The organism is Micromonospora sp. NPDC007271 (genome assembly GCF_040634005.1).
In the GTDB taxonomy this organism is placed as follows: Bacteria; Actinomycetota; Actinomycetes; order Mycobacteriales; family Micromonosporaceae; genus Micromonospora.
In genome coordinates this window covers 48177-70908 of record NZ_JBEYER010000022.1, presented here as the reverse complement: position 1 = coordinate 70908, position 22732 = coordinate 48177, and the positions used below count along the sequence as shown (strand labels likewise).

The 22732-nt window shown below is 73.4% G+C and carries 22 protein-coding genes and 1 riboswitch; of the genes, 16 read left to right on the top strand and 6 right to left on the bottom strand.

Translation table 11 applies throughout. The features are described 5' to 3' along the window. The first annotated feature begins 23 nt into the window (after positions 1–23). From ABZ570_RS10985 to ABZ570_RS10975, 3 genes are all read left to right on the top strand, one after another. Positions 24–1271 (top strand): extracellular solute-binding protein, encoded by a 1248-nt coding sequence (locus ABZ570_RS10985; RefSeq protein ID WP_358060315.1) that lies wholly within the window; start codon positions 24–26, stop codon positions 1269–1271. A gap of 66 nt (positions 1272–1337) precedes the next feature. Then, on the top strand, positions 1338–2459 hold the full coding sequence (locus ABZ570_RS10980; RefSeq protein ID WP_358060312.1) for a sugar ABC transporter permease: 1122 nt from the start codon (positions 1338–1340) through the stop codon (positions 2457–2459). A gap of 1 nt (position 2460) precedes the next feature. Continuing rightward, positions 2461–3348, top strand: a complete 888-nt coding sequence (locus ABZ570_RS10975) for a carbohydrate ABC transporter permease (RefSeq protein ID WP_358060309.1) — start codon at positions 2461–2463, stop codon at positions 3346–3348. Positions 3349–3466: 118 nt separating this feature from the next. Here ABZ570_RS10975 and ABZ570_RS10970 read toward each other — a convergent pair whose 3' ends face one another. Continuing rightward, positions 3467–4027 carry a GNAT family N-acetyltransferase gene (locus ABZ570_RS10970; RefSeq protein WP_358060306.1) on the bottom strand — a complete coding sequence of 187 codons (561 nt, stop codon included), beginning with the start codon at positions 4025–4027 and terminating at the stop codon, positions 3467–3469. 35 nt (positions 4028–4062) lie between these two features. Between ABZ570_RS10970 and ABZ570_RS10965 the strand changes: the two genes are divergently transcribed. Further along, positions 4063–5364, top strand: coding sequence for a glycosyltransferase 87 family protein (locus tag ABZ570_RS10965; RefSeq protein WP_358060303.1), 1302 nt, complete (start codon positions 4063–4065; stop codon positions 5362–5364). Here ABZ570_RS10965 and ABZ570_RS10960 read toward each other — a convergent pair. After that, positions 5263–5814, bottom strand: a complete 552-nt coding sequence (locus ABZ570_RS10960; RefSeq protein ID WP_358060300.1) for a GNAT family N-acetyltransferase — start codon at positions 5812–5814, stop codon at positions 5263–5265. The genes ABZ570_RS10965 and ABZ570_RS10960 overlap by 102 nt on opposite strands. Before the next feature lie 130 nt (positions 5815–5944). Between ABZ570_RS10960 and ABZ570_RS10955 the strand changes: the two genes are divergently transcribed. The 5 genes from ABZ570_RS10955 to ABZ570_RS10935 all read left to right on the top strand — a co-directional run bounded on the left by ABZ570_RS10955 (position 5945) and on the right by ABZ570_RS10935 (position 11499). Beyond that, positions 5945–7174, top strand: coding sequence for a crosslink repair DNA glycosylase YcaQ family protein (locus tag ABZ570_RS10955; protein ID WP_358060297.1), 1230 nt, complete (start codon positions 5945–5947; stop codon positions 7172–7174). Next, positions 7171–7743, top strand: a complete 573-nt coding sequence (locus ABZ570_RS10950; RefSeq protein ID WP_358060294.1) for a DUF2752 domain-containing protein — start codon at positions 7171–7173, stop codon at positions 7741–7743. The genes ABZ570_RS10955 and ABZ570_RS10950 overlap by 4 nt, the downstream gene beginning before the upstream one ends. A gap of 297 nt (positions 7744–8040) precedes the next feature. Next, positions 8041–8778 (top strand): FAD-dependent thymidylate synthase, encoded by a 738-nt coding sequence (gene thyX / locus ABZ570_RS10945; RefSeq protein WP_358060336.1) that lies wholly within the window; start codon positions 8041–8043, stop codon positions 8776–8778. 53 nt (positions 8779–8831) lie between these two features. Next, entirely contained in the window at positions 8832–9758 is a 927-nt protein-coding gene (gene dapA / locus ABZ570_RS10940) for a 4-hydroxy-tetrahydrodipicolinate synthase (RefSeq protein WP_358060291.1), read from the top strand. A 52-nt stretch (positions 9759–9810) separates the two neighbouring features. After that, positions 9811–11499, top strand: coding sequence for a ribonuclease J (locus ABZ570_RS10935; protein ID WP_358060288.1), 1689 nt, complete (start codon positions 9811–9813; stop codon positions 11497–11499). 12 nt (positions 11500–11511) lie between these two features. On the opposite strand, the gene ABZ570_RS10930 is transcribed toward ABZ570_RS10935, so the two are convergent. Both ABZ570_RS10930 and ABZ570_RS10925 read right to left on the bottom strand, forming a co-directional pair. Next, on the bottom strand, positions 11512–13197 hold the full coding sequence (locus ABZ570_RS10930; protein WP_358060285.1) for a YbjN domain-containing protein: 1686 nt from the start codon (positions 13195–13197) through the stop codon (positions 11512–11514). After that, positions 13194–13673: a YbjN domain-containing protein gene (locus tag ABZ570_RS10925; RefSeq protein WP_358060282.1), complete on the bottom strand. Its 480-nt coding sequence runs from the start codon at positions 13671–13673 to the stop codon at positions 13194–13196. Before ABZ570_RS10925 ends, ABZ570_RS10930 begins: the two co-directional genes overlap by 4 nt. A 113-nt stretch (positions 13674–13786) precedes the next feature. Here ABZ570_RS10925 and ABZ570_RS10920 point away from each other — a divergent pair, with 113 nt between their 5' ends. Further along, a complete protein-coding gene (locus ABZ570_RS10920) occupies positions 13787–16249 on the top strand; it encodes a DNA translocase FtsK (RefSeq protein WP_358060279.1) in 2463 nt (820 codons plus the stop codon). 60 nt (positions 16250–16309) lie between these two features. On the opposite strand, the gene ABZ570_RS10915 is transcribed toward ABZ570_RS10920, so the two are convergent. Together ABZ570_RS10915 and ABZ570_RS10910 are read right to left on the bottom strand one after the other, a co-directional pair. Beyond that, positions 16310–16555, bottom strand: a complete 246-nt coding sequence (locus ABZ570_RS10915; RefSeq protein ID WP_358060276.1) for a hypothetical protein — start codon at positions 16553–16555, stop codon at positions 16310–16312. Positions 16556–16642: 87 nt separating this feature from the next. Continuing rightward, positions 16643–16957 (bottom strand): SMR family transporter, encoded by a 315-nt coding sequence (locus tag ABZ570_RS10910; RefSeq protein ID WP_358060273.1) that lies wholly within the window; start codon positions 16955–16957, stop codon positions 16643–16645. Between the two features lie 57 nt (positions 16958–17014). Then, positions 17015–17080, bottom strand: a riboswitch (guanidine-III (ykkC-III) riboswitch). Between the two features lie 109 nt (positions 17081–17189). Here ABZ570_RS10910 and ABZ570_RS10905 point away from each other — a divergent pair. The 6 genes from ABZ570_RS10905 (at position 17190) to ABZ570_RS10880 (ending at position 22717) form a co-directional block, all read left to right on the top strand. Next, positions 17190–18110, top strand: coding sequence for an ornithine cyclodeaminase family protein (locus ABZ570_RS10905; RefSeq protein ID WP_358060270.1), 921 nt, complete (start codon positions 17190–17192; stop codon positions 18108–18110). A gap of 139 nt (positions 18111–18249) precedes the next feature. Further along, a complete protein-coding gene (rimO, locus tag ABZ570_RS10900) occupies positions 18250–19749 on the top strand; it encodes a 30S ribosomal protein S12 methylthiotransferase RimO (protein ID WP_358060267.1) in 1500 nt (499 codons plus the stop codon). 77 nt (positions 19750–19826) lie between these two features. After that, positions 19827–20408: a CDP-diacylglycerol--glycerol-3-phosphate 3-phosphatidyltransferase gene (gene pgsA / locus ABZ570_RS10895; RefSeq protein ID WP_358060264.1), complete on the top strand. Its 582-nt coding sequence runs from the start codon at positions 19827–19829 to the stop codon at positions 20406–20408. A gap of 35 nt (positions 20409–20443) precedes the next feature. Then, on the top strand, positions 20444–21001 hold the full coding sequence (locus ABZ570_RS10890; RefSeq protein ID WP_358060261.1) for a CinA family protein: 558 nt from the start codon (positions 20444–20446) through the stop codon (positions 20999–21001). 232 nt (positions 21002–21233) lie between these two features. Next, complete coding sequence (locus tag ABZ570_RS10885; protein WP_358060258.1) at positions 21234–21683, top strand: helix-turn-helix transcriptional regulator; 450 nt, start codon at positions 21234–21236, stop codon at positions 21681–21683. A 176-nt stretch (positions 21684–21859) separates the two neighbouring features. Continuing rightward, positions 21860–22717, top strand: a complete 858-nt coding sequence (locus tag ABZ570_RS10880; RefSeq protein ID WP_358060255.1) for a PspA/IM30 family protein — start codon at positions 21860–21862, stop codon at positions 22715–22717. Positions 22718–22732 lie beyond the last annotated feature (15 nt).

The window sequence follows — 22732 nt, the reverse complement described above, 5'->3', positions numbered from 1 at the left end:
CACATCCCCCACCAGGAGAACAGATGACACCTCGCATCCTCACCCGGGCAACGGTGGCCGGCCTCGCCGCCGTCGCCCTCCTCGGGTCCGCCGCCTGCGGCAGCGGCTTCGACGACTCCGCCAAGGACACCAAGCAGTCCAGCGGCCCGGCCAACCTGCAGATCATGATCGGCTCCTCCGGTGACGCCGAGACCAAGGCGGTGCAGGACGCCGCCGCCAAGTGGGCCTCCGCCTCCGGCAACACGGCGACCGTCACCCCGGCCCAGGACCTCACCCAGCAGCTCGGCCAGGCCCTGGCCGGCGGCGCCCCGCCGGACGTCTTCTACGTCGACGCGGCCCGGTTCGCCGACTACGCCAGCGTGGGTGCCCTGGAGCCGTACGGCGACAAGGTCAGCAACACGGACGACTTCTACGAGAGCCTGCGCAGCACCTTCACCTACGACGGCAAGCTCTACTGCGCGCCGAAGGACTTCTCCACCCTGGCGCTCGAGATCAACACCGACCTCTGGACCAAGGCCGGCCTGACCGACGCGGACGTGCCGACCACCTGGGACCAACTCACCGCCGTCAGCCAGAAGATCAAGGCGAAGGGGATGGTCGCGCTCGCCCTCGGCGACACCCGGGACCGGATCGGCGCCTTCATGGTGCAGAACGGCGGCTGGCTGATGAGCAAGGACGGCAAGCAGCCCACCGCGGACACCCCGGAGAACCTGCAGGCCCTCGAGTACGTGAAGTCCCTGCTCACCAACGGCTACGCGAAGTTCCCGAAGCAGCTCGACGCCGGCTGGTCCGGTGAGGCGTTCGGCAAGGGCAAGGCCGTGATGACCATCGAGGGCAACTGGATCAAGGGCGCCCTGCAGAACGACTTCCCGAACGTGAAGTACAAGGTCGTCCCGCTGCCGGCCGGCCCGAAGGGCCAGGGCACCCTCTCCTTCACCCAGTGCTGGGGCATCGCGGCCAAGTCCAAGCACAAGGAGCAGGCGATCAAGTTCGTCGAGGCGATGACCGCCGGCGACCAGCAGATGGCCTTCGCCAAGGCGTTCGGCGTGATGCCGTCCCGGCAGTCCGTCCGCGACCAGTACACCGGCGAGTTCCCGGCGGACAAGGTGTTCATCGAGGGCGCCGCGTACGCCCAGGGCCCGGTGAACGCCCCCAAGATGGACAGCGTCCTGCGCGACCTCGAGGCCGGCCTGCAGGGCCTGGCCACCGGCGACCCGAAGACGATCCTGGCGAACTTCGACAAGAACGCCAAGGCGGCGCTCGGCGGCTGAGCGTGACCGGAGGGGCCCGATCGCGGGCCCCTCCGCGTCGGCTCCCACTCGAAGGAGGGAGGGGAGATGGCAACGGAGGCGCTCACCGCCCCGGCCACCACGCCGGTCGGTCCGTCGCGCCGCCGCCGCGGCGGCGGCATCCGCGGCAACGAGAAGGTCGCCGGCTGGCTCTTCGTCGCGCCGGTGATCGTGATCCTCGGGCTCTTCATGCTGCTGCCGATCCTGATGGCGCTCTGGGTCAGCCTCACCGACTGGAACGGCCAGGGCAGCCCGTTCACCAGCGACGTGCCGTTCGTCGGCGCGAAGAACTACACCCGGCTGTTCGTCGAGGACGGGCTCGACCGCCGCGACTTCATGACCAGCATCCGCAACAACATGTACTACGTCGGGATCGTGGTGCCGGCGCAGACCGCGCTCGCCCTCGGCCTCGCGCTGATCGTGAACAACCGGATGCTCAAGGGGAAGGGGTTCTTCCGCAGCGCCTTCTACTTCCCCTCGGTCACCAGCTCGGTGGCGATCAGCGTCGTGTTCCTCTTCCTGTTCGCCAACTCCGGCGCGGTCAACCGGCTGCTCGCCCTGTTCGGCATCGACGGGCCGGAGTGGTTCGCGGACTCCCGCGGCGTGCTGCACCTGCTGCTCGGCGTCGTCGGGGTGGACTCCCCGCCCGCCGCGCTCACCTCCGGCGGCCCGCTCGGGCTGACCTGGTGGGACTGGCTCTCCGGGCCGAGCGTCGCCATGACCTCGATCATCTCCCTGGTCATCTGGACCACCTCGGGCACGTTCATGCTGATCTTCCTCGCCGCGCTGCAGAACGTGCCGGTGGCCCTGGACGAGGCCAGCACGCTCGACGGGGCGAGCCGCTGGCAGCGGTTCCGCTACGTCACCCTGCCGATGATCAAGCCGGCCACCTTCCTGGTGGTCACCCTCGGCCTGATCGGCTGCTGGCAGGTCTTCGACCAGGTGTACGTGATGAGCCAGGGCGACCCGGCGAAGACCACGCTCACCCCGGCGTACCTGTCGTACCGCACCGCGTTCCGGGACTTCGACTACGGCTCCGGCGCGGCGATCTCGTTCGTGCTGTTCCTGATCATCATCCTGTTCACCCTGTTCCAGCGCCGGTTGATGGCCGACCGGGACGAGCCCCGGCGTGGCCGGTGGTGGCGGCGCCGCGTACCGGAGGGGTCCTGACATGGCCGTGCTGACCGACCGGCCGGCGGCGGCCGTCGCGCGCCGGGCCGACCACGGGCCGCGCGCCCAGGTCAACCGCGTCCTGGGGTACGCGATCCTGATCTTCTTCGGGTTGGTCTTCCTCTACCCGTTCGTCATCCAGCTCGGCAACTCGTTGAAGACCGAGCCGGACGCGGCGGCCAACCCGCTCTCGCCGATACCCGACCCGGTGACGCTGGCCGGCTTCGAGCGGATCTTCGCCGGCACCAACTTCCCGCTCTGGCTGGGCAACTCGCTGCTGGTCACCGTGCTGGTCACCCTCGGACGGGTGTTCTTCGCCTCGCTCGCCGGCTACGCCCTCGCGCGGCTGCGCTTCCGCGGCCGGGCCGGGCTCTTCGCCGCGGTCATCGCGATGATGGCGGTGCCCCCCGTGGTGCTGCTGATCCCGAAGTTCCTGGTGCTCAAGCAGCTCGGCCTCTACGACAGCTACGCGGGCCTGGTGGTCCCGCTGCTGGCGGACGCGGCCGGGGTGTTCATCATGAAGCAGTTCTTCGAGTCGATCCCGGTCAGCGTGGAGGAGGCGGCCCGGATCGACGGGGCGGGCGTCTTCCGCACCTTCTGGTCGGTGGTGCTGCCGATGGCGAAACCCGCGCTGATCACGCTGACCATCCTGTCGTTCCAGGGCTCCTGGAACGAGTTCCCGCACAGCCTGGTCTCGGTCCAGGACCCGCACCTGTTCACCCTGCCCCGGGGCCTGGCCGACCTGGTCAGCGGCTCGCTCGGCAAGGGCACCCAGTATCCGCTCAAGCTCGGCGCGGCTCTGCTCGCCACCATCCCGGTCGCGGTCCTCTTCGCGATCTTCCAGCGCTACTTCGTCCGCGGCGCCAACGAAGGCGCCGACAAAACCTAACCCCCCTCCCTCCCCCCTCCCTCCCTCCCCCCTCCCTTCCCCGCGATCTTGCACTTGCGGTCGGCGTGAAGTGGCGTATGCCCGATTCGCCGGGGCCGAATGTGCAAGATCGCGGGGATCAGGGGAGGGCTACGTGGAGGCGGAGTTGGGGGACCAGCAGGTCGTCGACGTCCAGGGCGCGGGCGGCGCCGTCCGGCTCCCAGCCGGTGGAGGCGAGGAATTTGCGGGTTGCGGCGTCGGCGTCGAACGCCCAGGCCACGGCGCGGGTGAAGCCGTCTTCCCGCCAGTGGTCGACGGCCGCCGCGAGCAGCCGGCTGCCGTGCCCGCGCCGGCCCCAGCGCGGCTCGACCAGCAGGTCGGTCACCGCCACCACCTCGCGGCCGAGTGCGTCGTCCGGCTCGCCCGGCGCGAGCGCCTCGGCATCGGCCGGACCGGCCGCCAGGAACCCCACCAGATACGATTGCTCGGCCTGTTCGACGGCGACCAACACCCGGTGCGCGCCCGAGGGCGGCTCCTGCACCGCCGCGCTCCACCGCCGAGCGAGGTACGCCTCGTCCAGGTTGTCGAGCACGTGCCGGGGCAGGATCCGACGGTACGCGACCCGCCAGGTCGCGAGCTGGATGCGAGCGATCTCGCCGGCGTCCTCCGGACGCGCGGGACGGACGAACCCGAGTGCCATGGCACGTGAGCCTACGCAGGGCGAGGGAGACGACGGTGGCGCAGGGTGCCAGGCGGACGGTCGGCCAGGTCGTCGCCGTGCTGGCGCTCGCCGTCGCGGTGGCCGCCTTCCTGTCGGAGGCGGCCGTGCGGCACGACTTCTTCGACCTCGAGGTCTACTACGGCGCGCTGACCTTCTGGGTGCACGACGGCGGGGAGATCTACGACTTCCTCCGGGTCGGCACCCAGTACGGCTTCACCTACCCGCCGTTCGCCGCGCTGGTCATGCTGCCGATGGCCTACCTGCCGTGGTCCGCCGCGACCACGCTGAGCGTGGTCGCCACCGTGGCGGCCAGCACCGTGGTCATCTGGTGGCTGGTCGACCCGATCGCCCGCCGCTGCGGCTGGACCCGCTGGTTCGCCCTCGCGGTGGCGCTCTGCCTGGCCGCCGCGTACGAGCCGATGCGCGAGACGGTCAGCTTCGGCCAGGTCAACATGCTGCTGCTCTTCCTGGTGGCGGCGGACCTGCTGCGGCTGCTGCCGGCGCACCGCCGGTGGGCCGGGGTGGGCGTCGGCCTGGCCACCGCGATCAAGCTGACCCCGGGCATCTTCATCGTCTACCTGTTGGTCACCGGGCGCTGGCGGGCCGCGCTCACCGCGATCGGCGCGGCCGCCGGGGCGAGCCTGCTCGCCGGGGCGCTCTTCCCGGACGCCTCCCGCGAGTTCTGGACCTCCGCGTTGTGGAACACCGACCGGGTGGGTGAGCTGGCCTTCATCTCCAACCAGTCGCTGCGCGGGATGGTCGCCCGGCTGGACCCGGCGGACCCGAGCAGCGGCGCCTGGCTGGTGCTGGTGCTCGCCACCCTGGCCGTCTGGGTGTGGCGTTCCCGCGCCGCGGTGGCCGCCGGCGACGAGGTCACCGGCCTGGCCCTGACCGGCATCACCATGTGCCTCGTCAGCCCGGTGACCTGGGTGCACCACCTGGTCTGGCTGCTGCCCGCCCTGATCCTGCTGGTCGACAACGGCATGGCGGCCCCCGCGCGCAGCCGCCGGCGCGCGGTCCTGCTGGCCGCCGCGACCATCGGGTACGCGTTCCTGATCAGCCGGATCGTCTGGTCCTGGGACGAGGACTTCGCCGGGGTCGACGCCTTCCTCGGCAGCAACGCGTACGTCTGGATCAGCCTGGCCCTGCTGCTCGGCCTGCCGGTCCGCCGCCCGGACGGGCCGGCCCGCCCGGCACCCGCCCAGCGGAGCGGTTCAGCCGTGGAGGCGGGCGGAGTAGCGCAGCTCCCGCAGCCGCACCGGGTCGCGCCCGCCGGACAGCGGCACCGGATAAACCGATTCCTCGCCGTCCGGTGACAGCCCGGCCCGCTCGTAGAAGCGGCGGGCCCGGGCGTTCTCGGCGAGCACCCAGAGCCGGTACTCCGTCCAGCCCTGTCGGGCCAGGCCGGCCCGGGCCGCCGCCAGCAACTCCCGGCCGGTCCCGGTGCCCCAGTGCCCGGGTTCGACGTAGACCGCCAGGATCTCGCCGTACCGGTGGTCGAGATCGCCGCGGTCCTGGTCGTTCCGGTACGGCCCGAAGGTGGCGAACCCGGTGACCACCCCGTCGACCTCGGCGAGCAGGGTGGCGAACGGGTGCGTCGGGTCGGCGGTGCCGAGGTCCCGGCGGCGCTGCGCCCAGGCGGCCGGGTTCAGCCGGCGCAGCACCTCGTCCGGCATGATCCCGGCGTACCCGGCCTGCCAGCCGTGCACGTGCACCCGGGCGATCGCCTCGGCGTCGTCCGGCTCCTCCCGGCGGATGGTACGCATCCGTCCGTTCTATGCCCCGACGGACGGTGGGTCCAGCCTCCACCCCGGGACGACTTCCAGCTCGGCGCGTCCGACGCGGCACCGCGACCTGGAGCCGTCGTGTCGTACCGGTGGTCTAGGGTGCCGGGCGATGGCCGCACCGGAATCGCTCTCGCTCGCCCAGGCCCGCCGGGTCGCCCTGGCCGCCCAGGGCTTCGCCGACCCGCAGCCCGCCGGGGTGCCCACCCGCCGGCACCTGCGCCGGGTGCTGGGCCGGGTCGGGCTGATCCAGATGGACTCGGTCAACGTCCTGCAGCGGGCCCACTACCTGCCGCTCTACAGCCGGCTCGGGCCCTACCCGACCACGCTGCTGGACACCGCCGCCTACCGGCGCCCCCGGGAGCTGTTCGAATACTGGGGGCACGAGGCGTCGCTGATCCCGGTCGACCTGCACGCGGCGCTGCGCTGGCGGATGGCCCGGGCCCGCGACGAGGCGTGGGGCGGGATGCGCCGGATCGCCCAGGAGCAGCCCGAGCTGGTCGCCCGGGTCCGCGACGAGGTGGCGGCCCGTGGGCCCGTCACCGCCGCCGAGATCGAGCACGACGCGCCCCGGGAGACGGGCAACTGGGGGTGGAACTGGTCCTCGGTGAAGCGGGCGCTGGAGTTCCTGTTCTGGGCCGGCGAGGTGACCGCCGCCGACCGCACCGCCTCCTTCGCCCGCCGCTACGACCTGCCCGAGCGGGTGCTGCCGGCCGCCGCGCTGGACGCGCCCACGCCGGCCGACGCCGACGCCCACCGGGTCCTGGTGGCGGTCGCCGCCCGATCGCTCGGCGTCGCGGCCGAGCCGGAGCTGCGCGACTACTTCCGGCTGCCGGTGGCCGGGGCCCGGCGGGCGATCGCCGAGTTGGTCGAGGCGGGGGAGCTGATCCCGGTCACCGTGCCCGGGTGGCGGCAGCCGGCGTACCTGCACGCGCAGGCCCGGCTGCCCCGCCGGGTCCGCACCAACACCCTGGTCAGCCCGTTCGACCCGCTGGTCTGGGAGCGGGCCCGCACCGAGCGGCTCTTCGGCTTCACCTACCGCATCGAGATCTACGTGCCCGCCCCGCAACGGGTGTACGGCTACTACGTGCTGCCCTTCCTGCAGGGCGAACGGTTCACCGCCCGGGTCGACCTGAAGGCCGACCGGAGGGCGGGGGCGCTGCTGGTGCCGGCCGCCTGGGCGGAGCCGGGGGCCGACCCGGGGGAGACGGCGGTGGCGCTCGCCGCCGAGCTCTACCGGCTCGCCGGCTGGCTCGGCCTGGACGCGGTCGCCCCGCCGGTCGCCGGCGATCTGGCACCTGCGCTCGCCGCCGCGCTGGTGGGCGTGGCAGGTGTACGGTGAGTCGCGTGACGAGTGTTCACCGGCCCGCAGCCGCGCCCGACCCGCAGCCGGTCCCCGTCCCGACGGTCGACCCCGCAGGCCCGGCGAGCTGGCCGGCCGGCGTGGTCCACCAGCCCGTCGAGCCGGACCGGTTCACCCGGTTCGTGCTGCGGGTGCACGCCCGCGCCCCGCGCTGGGCGGTGCCCCTCGCCGCCACCGGTTGCGTCGGCCTCGGCATGGCCTACGCGCTGTTGAGCAACCCCACCCACAGCGACCCGGACGCGCTGCCGAGCTGCCTGCTCAAGCTCACCACCGGGCTCGACTGCCCGGGTTGCGGCGGCACCCGCGCCCTCTGGTACGCGCTGCACGCCGACCTGCCGGCCGCCGCCCGGCACCACTTCCTCTTCGTCTTCGCGCTGCCCTTCCTGGCGTACCTCTTCGTGGCCTGGGCGGGGAGCCGGGCCTTCGGCTGGCGCCTGCCGGAGCTGCGGCTCAGCCCGAAGGTGCTCGGCGGCTTCCTCGCCGCGTGGCTGGTCTTCTCGGTGGCTCGCAACCTGCCGTGGGCCCCGTTCACCGCGCTCTACGTCTGACCGGCGCCCGCGCCGGCTCACCCGGCCGGTCTGCCGCCACGGCCGTGCCGCCCGGCCAGTTGCGACCGAGGGACATCGCCGTCGGCGCCGTGCCGGGCGGCGATAGCGCCAGCGACTCAGCTCGAAAGGCGTTCGAGGAGAACCTCGGGTCCGGTGTGGGGCTGCGAGATCTTGGACACTTGGCGCTCGCCGCGAACGGAAAGTGTCCAGGATTCGCTGGTGGTGCGGCGTTTCACGTCCGCGTGCCCAGGTTTCCCCGCGGGCCCGGCGGCCACTAGAGTCGCAGGAATGCCGGAGATGGTGCAGCCCCAGGTCAAGCTGATCGCGTGGACCCAGTTCCAGGCCCCGGACGACGTGCCGTGGTCGACCGATGCCGAGGGCGGCCAGGCGCTCGCCGAGTTCGCCGGCCGGGCCTGCTACCAGAGCTGGAAGAAGCCGAACCCGGCCACCGCGACCAACGCCGGCTACCTGGCACACATCCTGGAGGTCGGGCACCTGAGCGTGCTGGAGCACGGCTCGGTGAGCTTCTACTTCAGCGGGGTCTCCCGGTCCTTCACCCACGAGCTGATCCGGCACCGGCACTTCTCGTACTCCCAGCTCTCCCAGCGCTACGTGCCGGAGCGGGACGCGGCCATGGTCGAGCCCGCGGTGATCGCCGAGGACCCGGAGCTGCACAAGAAGTTCGTCGAGGCGGCCGAGGCGAGCGTGCGGGCGTACACCGAGCTGCTGGAGGGGCTGGAGGCCCGCTTCATCGACGAGCCCAACCCGACGCTGCGCCGCAAGCAGGCCCGGCAGGCGGCCCGGGCGGTGCTGCCCAACGCCACCGAGACCCGGATCGTGGTCACCGGCAACTACCGGGCCTGGCGGCACTTCATCAAGATGCGGGCCACCGAGCACGCCGACGTGGAGATCCGCGAGCTGGCCGTGGAGTGCCTGCGGCAGCTCCAGGGGATCGCGCCGAACGTCTTCGCCGACTTCGTGATCTCCACGCTGCCCGACGGCACCGAGGTGGCGGCCAGCCCGCACGCCGAGTGACTCCTGCGCCCTTCGCCGCCGGGCCCCCGGTGGTCGTCCGCTAGGTTGTGAACATGACGCACGACCTCCCTGCCGCTCCCGACCGTGGCGCCTCGCGCCCGTTCGGGCGACTGATCACGGCCATGGTGACCCCGTTCGCCGCCGACGGGTCCCTCGACCTGGACGGCGCCGGCCGGCTCGCCCGGCACCTCGTCGACGAGCAGGGCAACGACGCGCTGGTGCTCAACGGCACCACCGGGGAGTCGCCGACCACCACCGACGCGGAGAAGGAGGCCCTGATCCGCACCGTGGTGGAGGCGGTCGGTGACCGGGCCCGCATCCTCGCCGGGGTCGGCACCAACGACACCCGGCACACCGTCGAGCTGGCCGCGCAGGCGGAGAAGGCCGGGGCGCACGGCCTGCTCGTGGTCACGCCGTACTACAGCAAGCCGCCACAGAGCGGCCTGCTGCGGCACTTCACCGCGGTCGCCGACGCCACCGGCCTGCCGATCATGCTGTACGACATCCCGCATCGGGCCGGCACCGCGATCGCCACCGACACCCTGGTGCGGCTGGCCGAGCACGGCCGGATCGTCGCGGTGAAGGACGCCAAGGGCGACCTCACCGCCACTTCCGAGGTGCTCGCCCGCACCGATCTGGCCTACTACTGCGGCGAGGACTCGCTGACCCTGCCCGCCCTCGCGGTCGGCGCGGTCGGCGTCGTCGGCACCTCGACGCACTTCACCGGCGTACCGACCAAGCAGCTGATCGAGGCGTACGAGGCGGGCGACGTCGCCACCGCCCTCGCCCTGCACCGGCGGCTGCTGCCGCTGTACACCGGCATCTTCCGTACCCAGGGCGTGATCCTGGTGAAGGCGGGCCTGGCGGCCAAGGGCCTGCCGGCCGGCCCGGTGCGCCCGCCGCTGGCGGACGCCACCGCCGACGAACTGGCTCAGCTGCGCGCCGACTGCGCGGCGGCGGGCCTGCCCCTTTCCGAATGACCGAACGACACGACGGACGCCGGGGAACGGCGTCGCAGAATGAGGTGGACGCGTGACCGAGGCGCACATCGAGGGTGAACTTCCCCCGCCACTGCCGGAAGGCGGCCTGCGGATCATTCCGCTCGGCGGGCTCGGCGCCATCGGCCGGAACATGACCGTCTTCGAGTACGACGGCAAGCTGCTGATCGTCGACTGCGGGGTGCTCTTCCCCGACGTCGAGCAGCCGGGCGTGGACCTGATCCTCCCCGACTTCGGCCCGATCCTGGACCGGCTCGACGACGTCCAGGCGATCGTGCTGACCCACGGCCACGAGGATCACATCGGCGCGGTGCCCTACCTGCTCGCCCACAAGACGGACATCCCGCTGGTCGGCTCCCAGTTCACCCTGGCCCTGGTCGAGGCGAAGCTGGCCGAGCGGCGGATCCAGCCGTACACGCTGACCGTCGCCGAGGGGCGGCGGGAGCGGCTCGGCCCGTTCGAGTGCGAGTTCTTCCCGGTCAACCACTCCATCCCGGACGCGCTCGCGGTGGCCATCCGGACCGGTGCCGGGCTGGTGCTGCACACCGGCGACTTCAAGATGGACCAGCTCCCGCTGGACGGCCGGATCACGGACCTGGCCGGCTTCGCCCGGCTCGGCGCCGAGGGCGTGGACCTGCTGCTGTCGGACTCCACCAACGCGGAGATCCCCGGCTTCGTCACCCCGGAGCGGGAGATCGGCCCGGTCCTCGACTCGATCTTCCAGAAGGCTCGCGGCCGGATCATCGTCGCCTCGTTCGCCTCGCACGTGCACCGGGTGCAGCAGGTCTTCGACTCGGCGATCGAGCACGGCCGCAAGGTGGCGCTGATCGGCCGGTCGATGGTCCGTAACATGGGCATTGCCCGCGACCTCGGCCTGCTCAACATCCCGCCGGGACTGGTAGTCGGCCTCGAGGAGGCGACCGCCCTGCCGCCCGAGCAGATCGTGCTGATGTCCACCGGCTCGCAGGGCGAGCCGATGAGCGCACTGGGCCGGATGGCCAGCGGCGACCACCGGCACATCACCATCGCGCCGGGCGACACGGTCGTGCTGGCCAGCTCGCTGGTGCCCGGCAACGAGACCTCGGTCTACCGGGTGATCAACCGGCTGGCCCGGGCCGGTGCGACCGTGATCCACAAGGACGTGGCCAAGGTGCACGTCTCCGGCCACGCCCCCGCCGGCGAGCTGCTCTACCTGCTCAACGTCACCCGACCGAGCAACCTCATGCCGGTGCACGGCGAGTGGCGGCACCTGCGGGCGCACGCCCGGCTCGGCATCGAGTCCGGCGTGGCGCCGGACCGGGTGGTGCTCTGCGAGGACGGCGACGTCGTCGACCTGGTGGACGGGCGGGCCAGCCTGGTTGGTCACGTGAAGAGCCGTTACGTCTATGTCGACGGTCTCGCGGTCGGTGACGTCAGCGAGTCGCTGCTCACCGAGCGGCGGATCCTCGGCGACGGGGGTTTCATCGCCGCGACCGTGGTGGTCGACTCGGTCACCGGCAAGGTGGTCGGCGGCCCGACCGTCTCCGCGAAGGGCTTCTCCGAGGACCCGGAGGCGTTCAGCCCGGTCGTCCCGTTGGTCACCGAGGCGCTCAACCGGGCCGCCGCGGACGGCATCACCGACCCGCACCAGCTCCAGCAGATCGTCCGGCGCACCGTGGGACGGTGGGTCAACGACGCGTACCGGCGTCGGCCGATGATCGTCCCGACGGTCGTCGAGGTCTGACCCGGCGGGCGGTCAGGGCAGCGCGGCCACCGCCTCGGCGTACGCGGCGCCGGTGCTGACCGCGGCCGTGACCAGCACCACGAGCTGCGCCGGGGCCACCCCGTGCGTCAGGTCGGTGGTGACGTCGGCGGCCAGCACCAGCGTCCCGTCGCCGGGATCGTGCACGTACGCCGCCGGCAGCAGCCGGTCGTGGTTCCAGGCGTTGCAGAACGCGTACGCCTCGGCGCGCCGGCCGGCCGGCAGCCGGCGGGCCGCCACCACCCGGGCGTGCAGGATCTCGCCCTGCTGCCCGAGCCGGCGGAACTGGATCACCGCCTCGCCCCAGCGTCCGACCACCGTGCCGTCCGGCTCGACCGCGTAGCCGTCGCCGCGTACGTCGAGGGCGGCGGTGAGCAGCGCCAGGCTGAGCGGGGCCGGTTCCGCCTCACCCGGCGGGCCCGGCTCGGCCGGGTCGTCGTCCGGCCAGTCGTCGACGTCGTCCTCGGCGGGCAGCGGCACCGGGTCGGCGAGCGGCCGTTCGGCCAGCCAGGACGCGATCCGGCCGGACTGGTGCCCGGTGCCGTTGCGGGCGTCGAAGCTGCCGGCGAGTCCGATGGCGAGCGACTGGAGTTCCGCACCCAGCGAGGCCACCTCCACCTCGGCCGCGGGGCGCGGTCCGTGCCCCGGGCGGTGGATCCGCCGCCCGCCGAGGCCGGCCTCGGCCGCCAGCCCGCAGAGCAGCGCGCCCGCGGCCGCGAACTCCATCGTGGACAGGTCGTCGGTGGGGCGGTCCATCCTGGGCAGCTGCTCGGCGAGCAGGTCCAGCCCGCGGCCCAGCTGCCCGCCCAGCGCGCAGTACCGCAGGTGCGCGGCGAGCAGTGGGAACGCCGCCCGTTCCCGGCGGTGCCGGCGGTACGCCCGCACGTGCGCCCGGGCGGCGCGCACCACCTCGCCGGTGCGCAGCCACGGCAGCAGCGCCGTGGCGAGGGCCCGCTCCGGTTGGTCGGTGCACCCCACCTCGCCGTCGAGCACCGGCCGCAGCACCGCCAGGGCCGCCGCCGGTTCGCCCCAGCCGGCCAGCAGCTCGGCCTGGCGGGCCGGTGCGCAGCCGGGGCAGCCGGCGATCGCCTCGGCCCCCGCCGAGCGGGCCCGGTCGGGGCGGGGCGTCGAGGGCGTCGAGCCGGGCTGGTCGGGCGGCTGCCCGGCGTCGGGGCGCGGCGCCGGCCGCGCCGAGCCGGAACGGCCGTGCCAGCGGGCGTACTCCCGGCGGGCGGTGGGCTCGTCGCCGAGGTGGTCGGCGAGTCGGCAGCGCAGCTCGGCCACCGGCTCGGCGTCCGGGCCCAGCCGGTCGGCCAGCTCGTCCAACAGGGACCGGGCCTGGTCCAGGCCGATCCGGGGGGTGCCGAACAGCGCCTCCACCGCCTGCCGCTGGTGTCGGCGCAGCCGTTCGGCGTCACCGGGGCGGCCATCCAGCAGCCCGGGCGTCCGGTCGAGCGCGGCCAGGCAGCGGCGCACCTGGTCCACCAGTCGCCACCGCTCACCGAGGTGCAGGTACGCCTCGATCATCGCGAACCGCGCGGCCAGCCCGGTACGCGGGTCGCCGGTCGCGTCGGCCCGAGCCGCGATCCGCTCCAACTCGGCGCAGCGGGCCTCGCCGTCGGGCAGGTCCCGGGCGTCGGCGAGGGCGTCGGCCAGGCTCCGGTCGCGGAAGGTGGTCACCGGATCGACCCGCCGGGCAGTCCGCCCACGGCGGCGGCGAGCTGGCAGCCGGTGGCGATGCCGCAGTCGAGGAGCTGGTCGAGCTGGTGCGGGGTGACGCCCCGCTCCAGGTCCGTGGTCACCTCGCCCAGGACCTGGGCCAGCCCGTCATCGGCCACGTGCACGAACGCCTTCGGCCAGAGCCGGTCATGGTTCCAGGTGTTGCAGAACGCGTACAGCCCGGGGACGCGCTCGATGCCGAAGCGGTGCCCGGCGACGGTGCGGATCTGCAACAGCTCTCCGGCGGCACCCCGGCGGTGGAACCAGATCAGGCTCTGCTCCCAGCGGCCCACCAGGTCGCCGTCGGCGTCCTCGGCCACCGCGTACCCCCGGTTGGCCAGCACGGCGGCGATCAGCTCGCCGGTCAGCGGCCGCAACGCCCGCGGGTGTCCGGCCAGGGGGCCGTCCGGACCGTCCTCGATCTCCGGCGACGCCATCGGGCATCCCTTCTGAGGCGAATAACACAGACTGCGGCGCGGTCCGTGCTGCGACGCGCGGACACGACCCGGAAAAGCGGCGATCCGCCGGGTCCCGCCGTTACGGTGACTCTATGGCGGGCCGTACCTCTCAGGCGAGCCGGCGGCGCGGCGCGTCGCCGCGTGGCACCACGAACAGCCGTGCCCGTCAGCCGGCGAAGAAGGCCACCCGGGCGACCCCCCGGCGGCGGGCCGCGGCCCGGCCGGGTCCGGCCGTCTACGTCGGTCGCGCGGTCGGTGCCCTGTGGATGGGCCTGGCGCACGGCGTGGGCTGGGCGGTGCGGGCCGCCGGCCGGCAGGCCGCCTCCGCCCGCGACCTCGACCCGGAGCACCGCCGCGACGGCGCCGGGCTGTTGGTGTTCGGCCTCGCCATCCTCAGCGTGGTGGCCATCTGGTTCGGCGGCGCCGGGCCGGTCGGCGCCCGCCTGGCGGACACCGTCCGGCTCTTCCTCGGCGCGATCGCGATCGTGGTGCCGGTGCTGCTGATGATCGGTGCCTGGCGGCTGATGCGGACCCCGGGCGATCCCGCGCACCGCGGGCGTGGCCTGGTCGGCTGGGGCTCGACGCTGCTCGCCACCGCGTCGCTGCTCCACATCGGGCAGGACCCGGTCGACGCGGGGCAGCGGGACTACGCGGGCGGCCTGATCGGCGCGGGCGTGGGCAACCTGCTGAAGGCCGCGGTCACCTCCTGGGTGGCCGTGCCCCTGCTCGTGCTGCTGCTGGTCTTCGGTCTGCTGGTGGTCACCGCGACGCCGATCAACAAGATCCCGGAACGGCTCGGGCTGCTCGCCGGCAGCCTGATCGCGCCCCCCGAGGGGGCGGACGCGGAGGCCGAGGCGGGGCCGAAGCCGGCCCGCAAGCGGCCGGCCAAGCGCCTCCCACCGCCGGATCCGGCCGAACCGGACGGCGAACTCGACGACCTCGACGGCGTGGACCTGCAGGACACTCTGGTGCTGCCGCGCAAGCGGCCCGCGAAGGTGCCCGCGAGCCGCAAGCCGGCCGAGCCGCCGGAGCACTCGCCGCTGCCCACCCGCGCCGAGCAGCTCGCGCTCACCGGGCTGGCCGGCGACTACACGCTGCCACCGGCCAACATGCTGGGCAGCGGCGCCGCGCCGAAGACCCGGAGCAAGGCCAACGACGAGGTGATCGCCGCGCTGACCGGCGTCTTCGAACAGTTCGACGTGGACGCCGCGGTCACCGGCTTCACCCGTGGCCCGACGGTCACCCGCTATGAGGTCGAGCTGGGCCCGGGCGTCAAGGTGGAGCGGATCACCCAGCTCTCCCGCAACATCGCGTACGCGGTGAAGTCGCCGGACGTGCGGATCCTGAGCCCGATCCCGGGCAAGAGCGCGGTCGGCGTGGAGATCCCGAACACCGACCCGGAGAACGTGTCGCTCGGCGACGTGCTCCGCTCGCGGGCCGCCACCAGCGACCATCACCCGATGCTGGTGGCGCTGGGTAAGGACATCGAGGGCGGCTACGTGGTGGCCAACCTCGCGAAGATGCCGCACATCCTCATCGCCGGGGCCACCGGTGCCGGAAAGTCGAGTTGCCTGAATTCTCTACTCATGTCCATTTTGACTCGGGCGACGCCGGACGAGGTGCGGCTGCTGCTGATCGACCCGAAGCGGGTCGAGATGACCGGTTACGAGGGCATCCCGCACCTGGTCACCCCGATCGTGACCAACCCGAAGAAGGCGGCCGACTCGCTGGAGTGGGTCGTCCGCGAGATGGACATGCGCTACGACGACCTCGCCGCCAACGGGGTCCGGCACATCGACGACTTCAACCGCAAGGTGCGCAACGGCGAGATCAAGGCCCCGCCGGGCAGTGAGCGGGAGCTGCGGCCGTACCCGTACCTGCTGGTGATCGTGGACGAGCTGGCCGACCTGATGATGGTCGCGCCCCGCGACGTGGAGGACTCCATCGTCCGGATCACCCAGCTCGCCCGGGCCGCCGGCATCCACCTGGTGCTGGCCACGCAGCGGCCCTCGGTCGACGTGGTCACCGGCCTGATCAAGGCGAACGTGCCGTCCCGGCTGGCGTTCGCCACGTCGTCGCTGGCCGACTCGCGGGTCATCCTCGACCAGCCGGGCGCGGAGAAGCTGCTCGGCCGCGGCGACGGCCTCTTCCTGCCGATGGGCGCCTCGAAGCCGGTCCGGATCCAGGGCGCCTGGGTGACCGAGCGCGAGATCGCCGATGTGGTGAAGTTCTGCAAGGACCAGCGCGAGCCGGAGTTCCGCTCGGACGTGCTGATGGCCGCGCAGGACAGCAAGAAGAAGATCGACGAGGACATCGGCGACGACCTGGACCTGCTGGTCCAGGCGGTGGAGCTGGTGGTCACCTCGCAGTTCGGCTCCACCTCGATGCTCCAGCGCAAGCTGCGGGTCGGCTTCGCCAAGGCGGGCCGGCTGATGGACCTGATGGAGACCCGGGGCGTGGTCGGGCCGTCCGAGGGCTCCAAGGCCCGCGACGTGCTGGTCAAGCCGGACGAGCTGGAGGAGGTCCTGGCCGGCCTGCGCGGCGGCGACGACTGAGCCGCCCGGCACAGCGGAGGGCCCGCCGGCCGGACGGCGGGCCCTCGCGCGTACGGGGACTCAGGAGTGCAGGATCGCGTACCCGATGATGATGCCGAGCACGGCGCCGGCGACGCTGGCGGCGGCGGCGTACCAGCCGAGCGGCTTGTCGCCCAACACCCCGCCGACGATGCCGAGGATCAGCCCGACCAGGCCGAACAGCGGCGGCAGGAAGAAGATCGCGATGACCGCGAAGACGAACGCGATGATCGTGCAGACGCGCGCCGCGCTGCTGCGCGGCCGGGCGGTGGCGGGCATGTCGGCCATGGTGTCCTCCGTGGCTGGGTCGGTCACTTGGTGGGGCTGTCGGATCACTACCCGCCACCCACCGGCCGCAAAACCGGACACCGAGCGTCAGTGGAACAGTTTGAGACCCACCACGCCGGCGACCACCAGCAGCAGGCTGCCGATCCGGGGCAGGGTGGCCGGCTCGTGCAGCGCGAGCATGCCGACCAGGGCCGTGCCCACCGCCCCGATGCCCACCCAGACCGCGTAGCCGGTGCCGACCGGGATGTCGCGCAACGCGTACGCCAGGCCGGCCATGCTCGCCACCAGCGTGCCGACGAAGACGAGGGAGGGGAGGGGGCGGCTGAAGCCGGCGCTGCGGTCGAGGGCGATCGCCCACGCGGTCTCCAGCAGCCCTGAGAACACCAGCACGATCCAGGCCATGACGGTCACCTCTGCGGGGTGAGCCCGGCCGCCGGGGCCGGGACGGGTGGTCACTCACGCGGGGCGTCTTGGCCTGACCGGGTACGCCCACCACTCGTCCGGGGCGGCGGTGCCGCCGTAGCCGACCGTAGCACCGCCCGCCGGAGGCCGGCCGACGCGGTGAGAGCCGACGCGGTGAGAAAGAGCACCCGGGCTGGAGCTGACGTCAACTTCAAGTTGCACCATGGTCGTCATGACCCTGCTCTTCTCCGACCAGGATGTCGCCGCCCTGGACGCCCCGTTCACCGTCGCCGCGATGCGGGACGCCCTGCTGGCCGCGTACGAGGGCCGTTTGGTCGCCCCGCCCCGGGCGTCCGCCCCGTTGGGCGGGGGTCGGATGGTGCTCACCGCCGGCCACCTCACCGGTGAGTGGTACGGCTTCCGGTCCTACGACACCTTCGGGCTCCCGGAGAGCGGGCAGCTGGTCGTGCTGCACGACGCGCGCAGCGGGGCGGTACGGGCGATCGCGGTCGGCGAGGAGCTCGGCTCCCGGCGTACCGGGGGACTGGGCGGGGTGGCGGTCGACGCCCTCGCGCGCCCCGACGCGGCCACCCTCGGCGTGGTCGGCTCCGGCCGTCAGGCGTGGACCCAGGTGTGGGCCGCCGCCGCGGTCCGTCCGCTGCGCGAGGTGACCGTGCACAGCCGTTCGGCGGGCCGGCGCGAGGCGTTCGCCGCCCGGGTCCGCGCCGAGTTGGGCGTGCCGGCCCGCGCGGTCGGCTCGGCCGTCGAGGCGGTCCGTGACCGGGACCTCGTGGTGCTCGCCACCACCAGCACCACCCCGGTGCTGGCCGCCGCCGACCTCGCCCCGGGCACCCACGTCAACACGGTCGGCTTCAAGCAGGCCGACCGGCACGAGTTCGGCCCCGACCTGCTGGACGCCGCCGACCTGCTGGTCACCGACTCGCCGGCGCAGGCCGCCGCGTACGTCCCGCCGATGCTCGCCGCCGTCGAGCCGTACGCCGGGCGGCTGCGCGACCTGGGTGCGGTGCTGGCGGGGGCGGTCCCCGGCCGGACCGGCGCGGACCAGATCTCGGTCTTCTGCTCCACCGGCCTGGCCGGCACCGAGGTGTTCCTGCTCGACCGCCTGGCCCGGGTGGCCGCAGCAACCGTCTGACGCAGGGGCCCCCGCGCGGTCCACGCCGCCTGGCGCGGTGAGAAGGGGGCCCTTCTCTGCCGTAGCCGTTAACAGGGGGCCCTTCCTTGCACCTGCGGCCCGCCCTCGTGGGCCGATCCGCCCGGCCCGGTACCCTCGGATGGTGTCTGCCACCTCCCCTTCCAACGCTGCCGGCCGCCGCGTCGCCCTGCTGACCCTGGGCTGCGCCCGTAACGAGGTCGACTCGGAGGAGTTGGCCGCCCGGCTGCACGCCGACGGCTGGCAGGTGACCACCGACGGCGAGGGCGCCGACGTGGTGGTCGTGAACACCTGCGGCTTCGTGGAGAAGGCCAAGCAGGACTCGATCCAGACGCTGCTCGCCGCCGCCGACACCGGCGCCAAGGTGGTCGCCGCCGGCTGCATGGCCGAGCGGTACGGCCGCGAGCTGGCCGAGAGCCTGCCCGAGGCGCAGGCGGTGCTCAGCTTCGACGACTACCCGGACATCGCCGCCCGGCTGGACGCGGTGGTCGCCGGGGAGGCGCTCGACGCCCACACCCCGCGGGACCGCCGCGAGCTGCTGCCGCTCACCCCGGTGAAGCGGCGCGACGCGGCGGTGTCGCTGCCCGGCCACGGCACCCCGACCCGGGTGGCCACCGGGACCGACGAGCACACCCCGGCCCACCTGCGGCAGGTGCTGCGGCACCGGCTCGACACCGGTCCGGTCGCCTCGCTCAAGCTGGCCAGCGGCTGCGACCGGCGCTGCGCGTTCTGCGCCATCCCGGCGTTCCGCGGCGCGTTCGTCTCGCGTACGCCGGACGAGCTGCTCGCCGAGGCGGAGTGGCTGGCCAAGACCGGCGTCCGCGAGCTGGTGCTGGTCAGCGAGAACTCCACCTCGTACGGCAAGGACCTGGGTGACCCCCGGGCGTTGGAGAAGCTGCTGCCGCAGCTCGCCGGAATCGACGGCATCGTCCGGGTGCGGGCCAGCTACCTCCAGCCCGCCGAGACCCGGCCCGGCCTGGTCGAGGTGATCGCCACCACCCCGGGCGTGGCACCCTACTTCGACCTGTCGTTCCAGCACTCCAGCGAGCCGGTGCTGCGCCGGATGCGCCGCTTCGGCTCCACCGACCGGTTCCTGGAGCTGCTGGCCTCCGCCCGCGCCCTCGCCCCCGAGGCGGGCGCCCGGAGCAACTTCATCGTGGGCTTCCCCGGGGAGACCCGGCAGGACGTGGCCGAGCTGGTCCGGTTCCTGACCGAGGCGCGGCTCGACGCGATCGGCGTGTTCGACTACAGCGACGAGGACGGCACCGAGGCCGCCGGCCTGCCGGGCAAGGTCTCCGCGGCCACGATCAAGCGGCGGTACGACAAGCTCGCCGCGCTCGCCGACGAGCTCTGCTCGCAGCGGGCCGAGGAGCGGCTCGGCTCGACGGTCGAGGTGCTGGTCGACTCGATCGCCGACGGCGTGGTCGAGGGTCGGGCGGCCCACCAGGCGCCCGAGGTGGACGGCTCGACCACCCTGGTCGCCCCGGCGGACGGCGGGGTCGACCTCGCCGCGCTGCGCCCCGGCGACCTGGTCCGGGCCACGGTCACCGCGACCGAGGGTGTCGACCTGGTCGCCGTACCGGATGAGATGATCTCGGCGGCGCCCGGCGCGGCACGGTGACGACGGGTCCGAGCGGAGCGGGGGAGCCACGTGGTGCGGTGCGAGGTACGCCACGGCGGCCGGAGCGGAGCGCGGGGATGACCGGGGCGGAATCCACGGTGGCGCCCCCGGTTCCGTTGCTCAACGCGGCGAACGTGCTGACCGCCGTGCGGCTGCTGCTGGTGCCGGTCTTCGCGGCCACCGTGGTCGCCGCCGGGATGACCCACGCCGGCTGGCGGATGGCCGCCTGCCTGATCTTCGTGGTCGCCTCGGCGACCGACCTGGTGGACGGCTGGATCGCCCGCCGGTGGAAGCTGATCACCTCGCTCGGCAAGGTCGCCGACCCGATCGCCGACAAGGCGCTCACCGGCGCCGCCCTGGTGCTGCTCTCCTGGTACGACCGGCTGCCCTGGTGGGTGACCGCGGTGATCCTCCTTCGCGAGCTGGGTATCACCGGGCTGCGGTTCTGGGTGATCCGGCACGGGGTGATCGCGGCCAGCCGGGGTGGCAAGATCAAGACCGCGCTCCAGATCCTCGCCATCACCTGGTACCTCTGGCCGATGCCCGCCGCGGCGGCCGTCGTCGGCCCGTGGATCATGGGGGCCGCGGTCGTGGTCACCGTGCTGACCGGCTTCGACTACATCGTCCAGGCCTTCCGCCTCCGCCGTCCCGCCGGATGAGTAGGGCCGCCGGCAGCGGGGAAGAGAGGATCACCATGGGTACGGATGCGCGGCACGAGCGGCCCGTGGGGAACCCGGCGGCGGGCGTGGTGCACCGGCTGTCGCTGCGGCACGAGACCCTCGCGACCGTCGAGTCCCTCACCGGTGGCCTGCTCTCCGCCTCGATCGTGGAGATCGCCGGGGTGAGCGGCGTCTACCGGGGCGGCCTGGTGGTCTACGCCACCGAGCTCAAGTCGCAGCTCGCGGGCGTACCCGCGGATCTGCTGGCGGAGCGCGGACCGGTCGACCCGGACGTGGCCGCCGCGCTCGCCGAGGGCGGGCGGCGCCGCTGCGGCGCCGACTGGGGGCTGGCCACCACCGGGGTGGCCGGGCCGGAACCGCAGGACGGCAAGCCGGTCGGCCTGGTGTACGTCGGGGTCGCCGGTCCCGGCGGCACCCAGGTACGCCGGCTCGACCTCGACGGTGGCCGCGACCACATCCGCTCGGCCGCGGTGATCGAGGGACTGCGGTTGCTCGCCGAGCGGATCCAGGCCGTCGACACGGACGAAGCCGGTCCGGTCGACGCGGACCGGGCCGGGACCGCCCGCCGGTGAGCGGGCCGCGACGCGCCCGACCGCGGGGCCGCCCGGGAACGGCGGCTCGTCCTGCCGTGCGGACGGATCCGGGCAACTGGAGGGGCGGGGCGGGATGTCGTGCGGGCGGGCAACGGGTACCGTTGCGGGAAGGCTCCGACGGGCGGCGTCGGTGCCGGGCCGGTCAACCGCGCCCGGTGCGGCCCGGCCGACCGGTCGGCCGGAGCTGGTGGTCTCGTCTGGAGGAGGTGCGATGGTCCTGCTACGCCGGGTGATCGGTGACGCTCTGCGGGCGCGCCGGCAGGGGCAGCATCGCACCCTTCGCGAGGTCTCCTCCGCCGCCAACGTGAGCCTCGGTTACCTCTCCGAGATCGAGCGCGGTCAGAAGGAGCCGTCCAGCGAGCTGCTGGCGGCGATCTGCGACGCGCTCGGTGCCCGCCTCTCCGAGCTGCTCCGCGAGGTCAGCGACACGGTCGCCCTGGCCGAGCAGATGCCGGGCGTGCTGGTCCCGGTGGCCGACGAACCGGTCGAGTCGACGTCGGTGGCTCCGCCGGCCGTCCGCAAGGCGACCAACCGGGGCGTCCGCCAGGTCTCCTCCGACGGGTCGGTGGCCGTCCAGGTCCGCCAGGACTCGCCGCTCAAGGCGACGCTGCGCAGCACCCGGGTCCGCTCCGCGGACCGGGATGTGGTCTGCGCCGCCTGACTCCGCTCGGTCGCGGCGTGGCCACCGGTGGCGTCCGCCACGTACTGTTGATCAGGGCCGTCCGGGTGCCGGGCTGGCGTCCGCCTGGAACCATGGAGGCACACCGCGCGGCCCGCCGGTCGACTCCGCCCGGGTTGGTGGCGGCGGCGCGACGCTACTGAGGGGACAACGCGGAGATGGCGAACCCGTTCGTCAAGGGTTGGAAATACCTGATGGCGCTCTTCGGCTCGAAGATCGACGAGCACGCCGACCCGAAGGTGCAGATCCAGCAGGCCATCGAGGAGGCCCAGCGGCAGCACCAGGCGCTGGTCCAGCAGGCGGCCGCGGTGATCGGCAACCAGCGTCAGCTCGAGATGAAGCTGTCCCGGCAGATGTCCGAGGTCGAGCAGCTCCAGGCGAACGCCCGGCAGGCCCTGGTGCTGGCCGACCAGGCCCGGGCCCGCGGTGACGAGGCCGAGGCGGGGCGGTACGAGCAGTCCGCCCAGCTCCTCGCCACCCAGCTGGTCTCCGCCGAGCAGGCGGCCGAGGACCTGAAGACGCTGCACGACCAGGCGCTCGCCGCGGCCGCCCAGGCCCGCAAGGCGGTCGAGAACAATTCCATGATCCTCCAGCAGAAGCTGGCCGAGCGCACCAAGCTGCTCAGCCAGCTAGAGCAGGCCAAGATGCAGGAGAGCGTGGCCCGCTCGCTGGAGTCGATGTCCGCGATGACCGCGCCCGGCACCACCCCCTCGCTGGACGAGGTGCGGGACCGGATCGAGCGCCGGTACGCGACCGCGATGGGCCGAGCCGAGCTGGCCGGCAACTCGGTCGAGGGCCGGATGCTGGAGATCCAGAAGGCGACGCTCGACTCGGCCGGGTCGGCGAGACTGGAGCAGATCCGGTCGAGCATGGCCGGCGAGCAGCTCTCCGGCCGGCAGGAGCACCCGGCGGTGGGGCAGGCGCAACCCGCCGACCCGGCGGCCGCCGCCCGGCTGGACGAGATCCGGGCCAGCATGAGCCGGGAGCGCGGCACCGGGGAGAGCACCACCAGGTAGGGACGGGGGAGAAGC

What these genes read in the sequence shown, in the direction of transcription:
- ABZ570_RS10985 (WP_358060315.1), top strand. Translation starts at nt 24, where the DNA reads ATGACACCTCGCATCCTCACCCGGGCAACGGTGGCCGGCCTCGCCGCC.
- ABZ570_RS10980 (WP_358060312.1), top strand. Translation starts at nt 1,338, where the DNA reads ATGGCAACGGAGGCGCTCACCGCCCCGGCCACCACGCCGGTCGGTCCG.
- ABZ570_RS10975 (WP_358060309.1), top strand. Translation starts at nt 2,461, where the DNA reads ATGGCCGTGCTGACCGACCGGCCGGCGGCGGCCGTCGCGCGCCGGGCC.
- ABZ570_RS10970 (WP_358060306.1), bottom strand. Translation starts at nt 4,027, where the DNA reads ATGGCACTCGGGTTCGTCCGTCCCGCGCGTCCGGAGGACGCCGGCGAG.
- ABZ570_RS10960 (WP_358060300.1), bottom strand. Translation starts at nt 5,814, where the DNA reads ATGCGTACCATCCGCCGGGAGGAGCCGGACGACGCCGAGGCGATCGCC.
- ABZ570_RS10955 (WP_358060297.1), top strand. Translation starts at nt 5,945, where the DNA reads ATGGCCGCACCGGAATCGCTCTCGCTCGCCCAGGCCCGCCGGGTCGCC.
- thyX (WP_358060336.1), top strand. Translation starts at nt 8,041, where the DNA reads ATGGTGCAGCCCCAGGTCAAGCTGATCGCGTGGACCCAGTTCCAGGCC.
- dapA (WP_358060291.1), top strand. Translation starts at nt 8,832, where the DNA reads ATGACGCACGACCTCCCTGCCGCTCCCGACCGTGGCGCCTCGCGCCCG.
- ABZ570_RS10925 (WP_358060282.1), bottom strand. Translation starts at nt 13,673, where the DNA reads ATGGCGTCGCCGGAGATCGAGGACGGTCCGGACGGCCCCCTGGCCGGA.
- ABZ570_RS10920 (WP_358060279.1), top strand. Translation starts at nt 13,787, where the DNA reads ATGGCGGGCCGTACCTCTCAGGCGAGCCGGCGGCGCGGCGCGTCGCCG.
- ABZ570_RS10915 (WP_358060276.1), bottom strand. Translation starts at nt 16,555, where the DNA reads ATGGCCGACATGCCCGCCACCGCCCGGCCGCGCAGCAGCGCGGCGCGC.
- ABZ570_RS10910 (WP_358060273.1), bottom strand. Translation starts at nt 16,957, where the DNA reads ATGGCCTGGATCGTGCTGGTGTTCTCAGGGCTGCTGGAGACCGCGTGG.
- ABZ570_RS10905 (WP_358060270.1), top strand. Translation starts at nt 17,190, where the DNA reads ATGACCCTGCTCTTCTCCGACCAGGATGTCGCCGCCCTGGACGCCCCG.
- rimO (WP_358060267.1), top strand. Translation starts at nt 18,250, where the DNA reads ATGGTGTCTGCCACCTCCCCTTCCAACGCTGCCGGCCGCCGCGTCGCC.
- pgsA (WP_358060264.1), top strand. Translation starts at nt 19,827, where the DNA reads ATGACCGGGGCGGAATCCACGGTGGCGCCCCCGGTTCCGTTGCTCAAC.
- ABZ570_RS10890 (WP_358060261.1), top strand. Translation starts at nt 20,444, where the DNA reads ATGGGTACGGATGCGCGGCACGAGCGGCCCGTGGGGAACCCGGCGGCG.
- ABZ570_RS10885 (WP_358060258.1), top strand. Translation starts at nt 21,234, where the DNA reads ATGGTCCTGCTACGCCGGGTGATCGGTGACGCTCTGCGGGCGCGCCGG.
- ABZ570_RS10880 (WP_358060255.1), top strand. Translation starts at nt 21,860, where the DNA reads ATGGCGAACCCGTTCGTCAAGGGTTGGAAATACCTGATGGCGCTCTTC.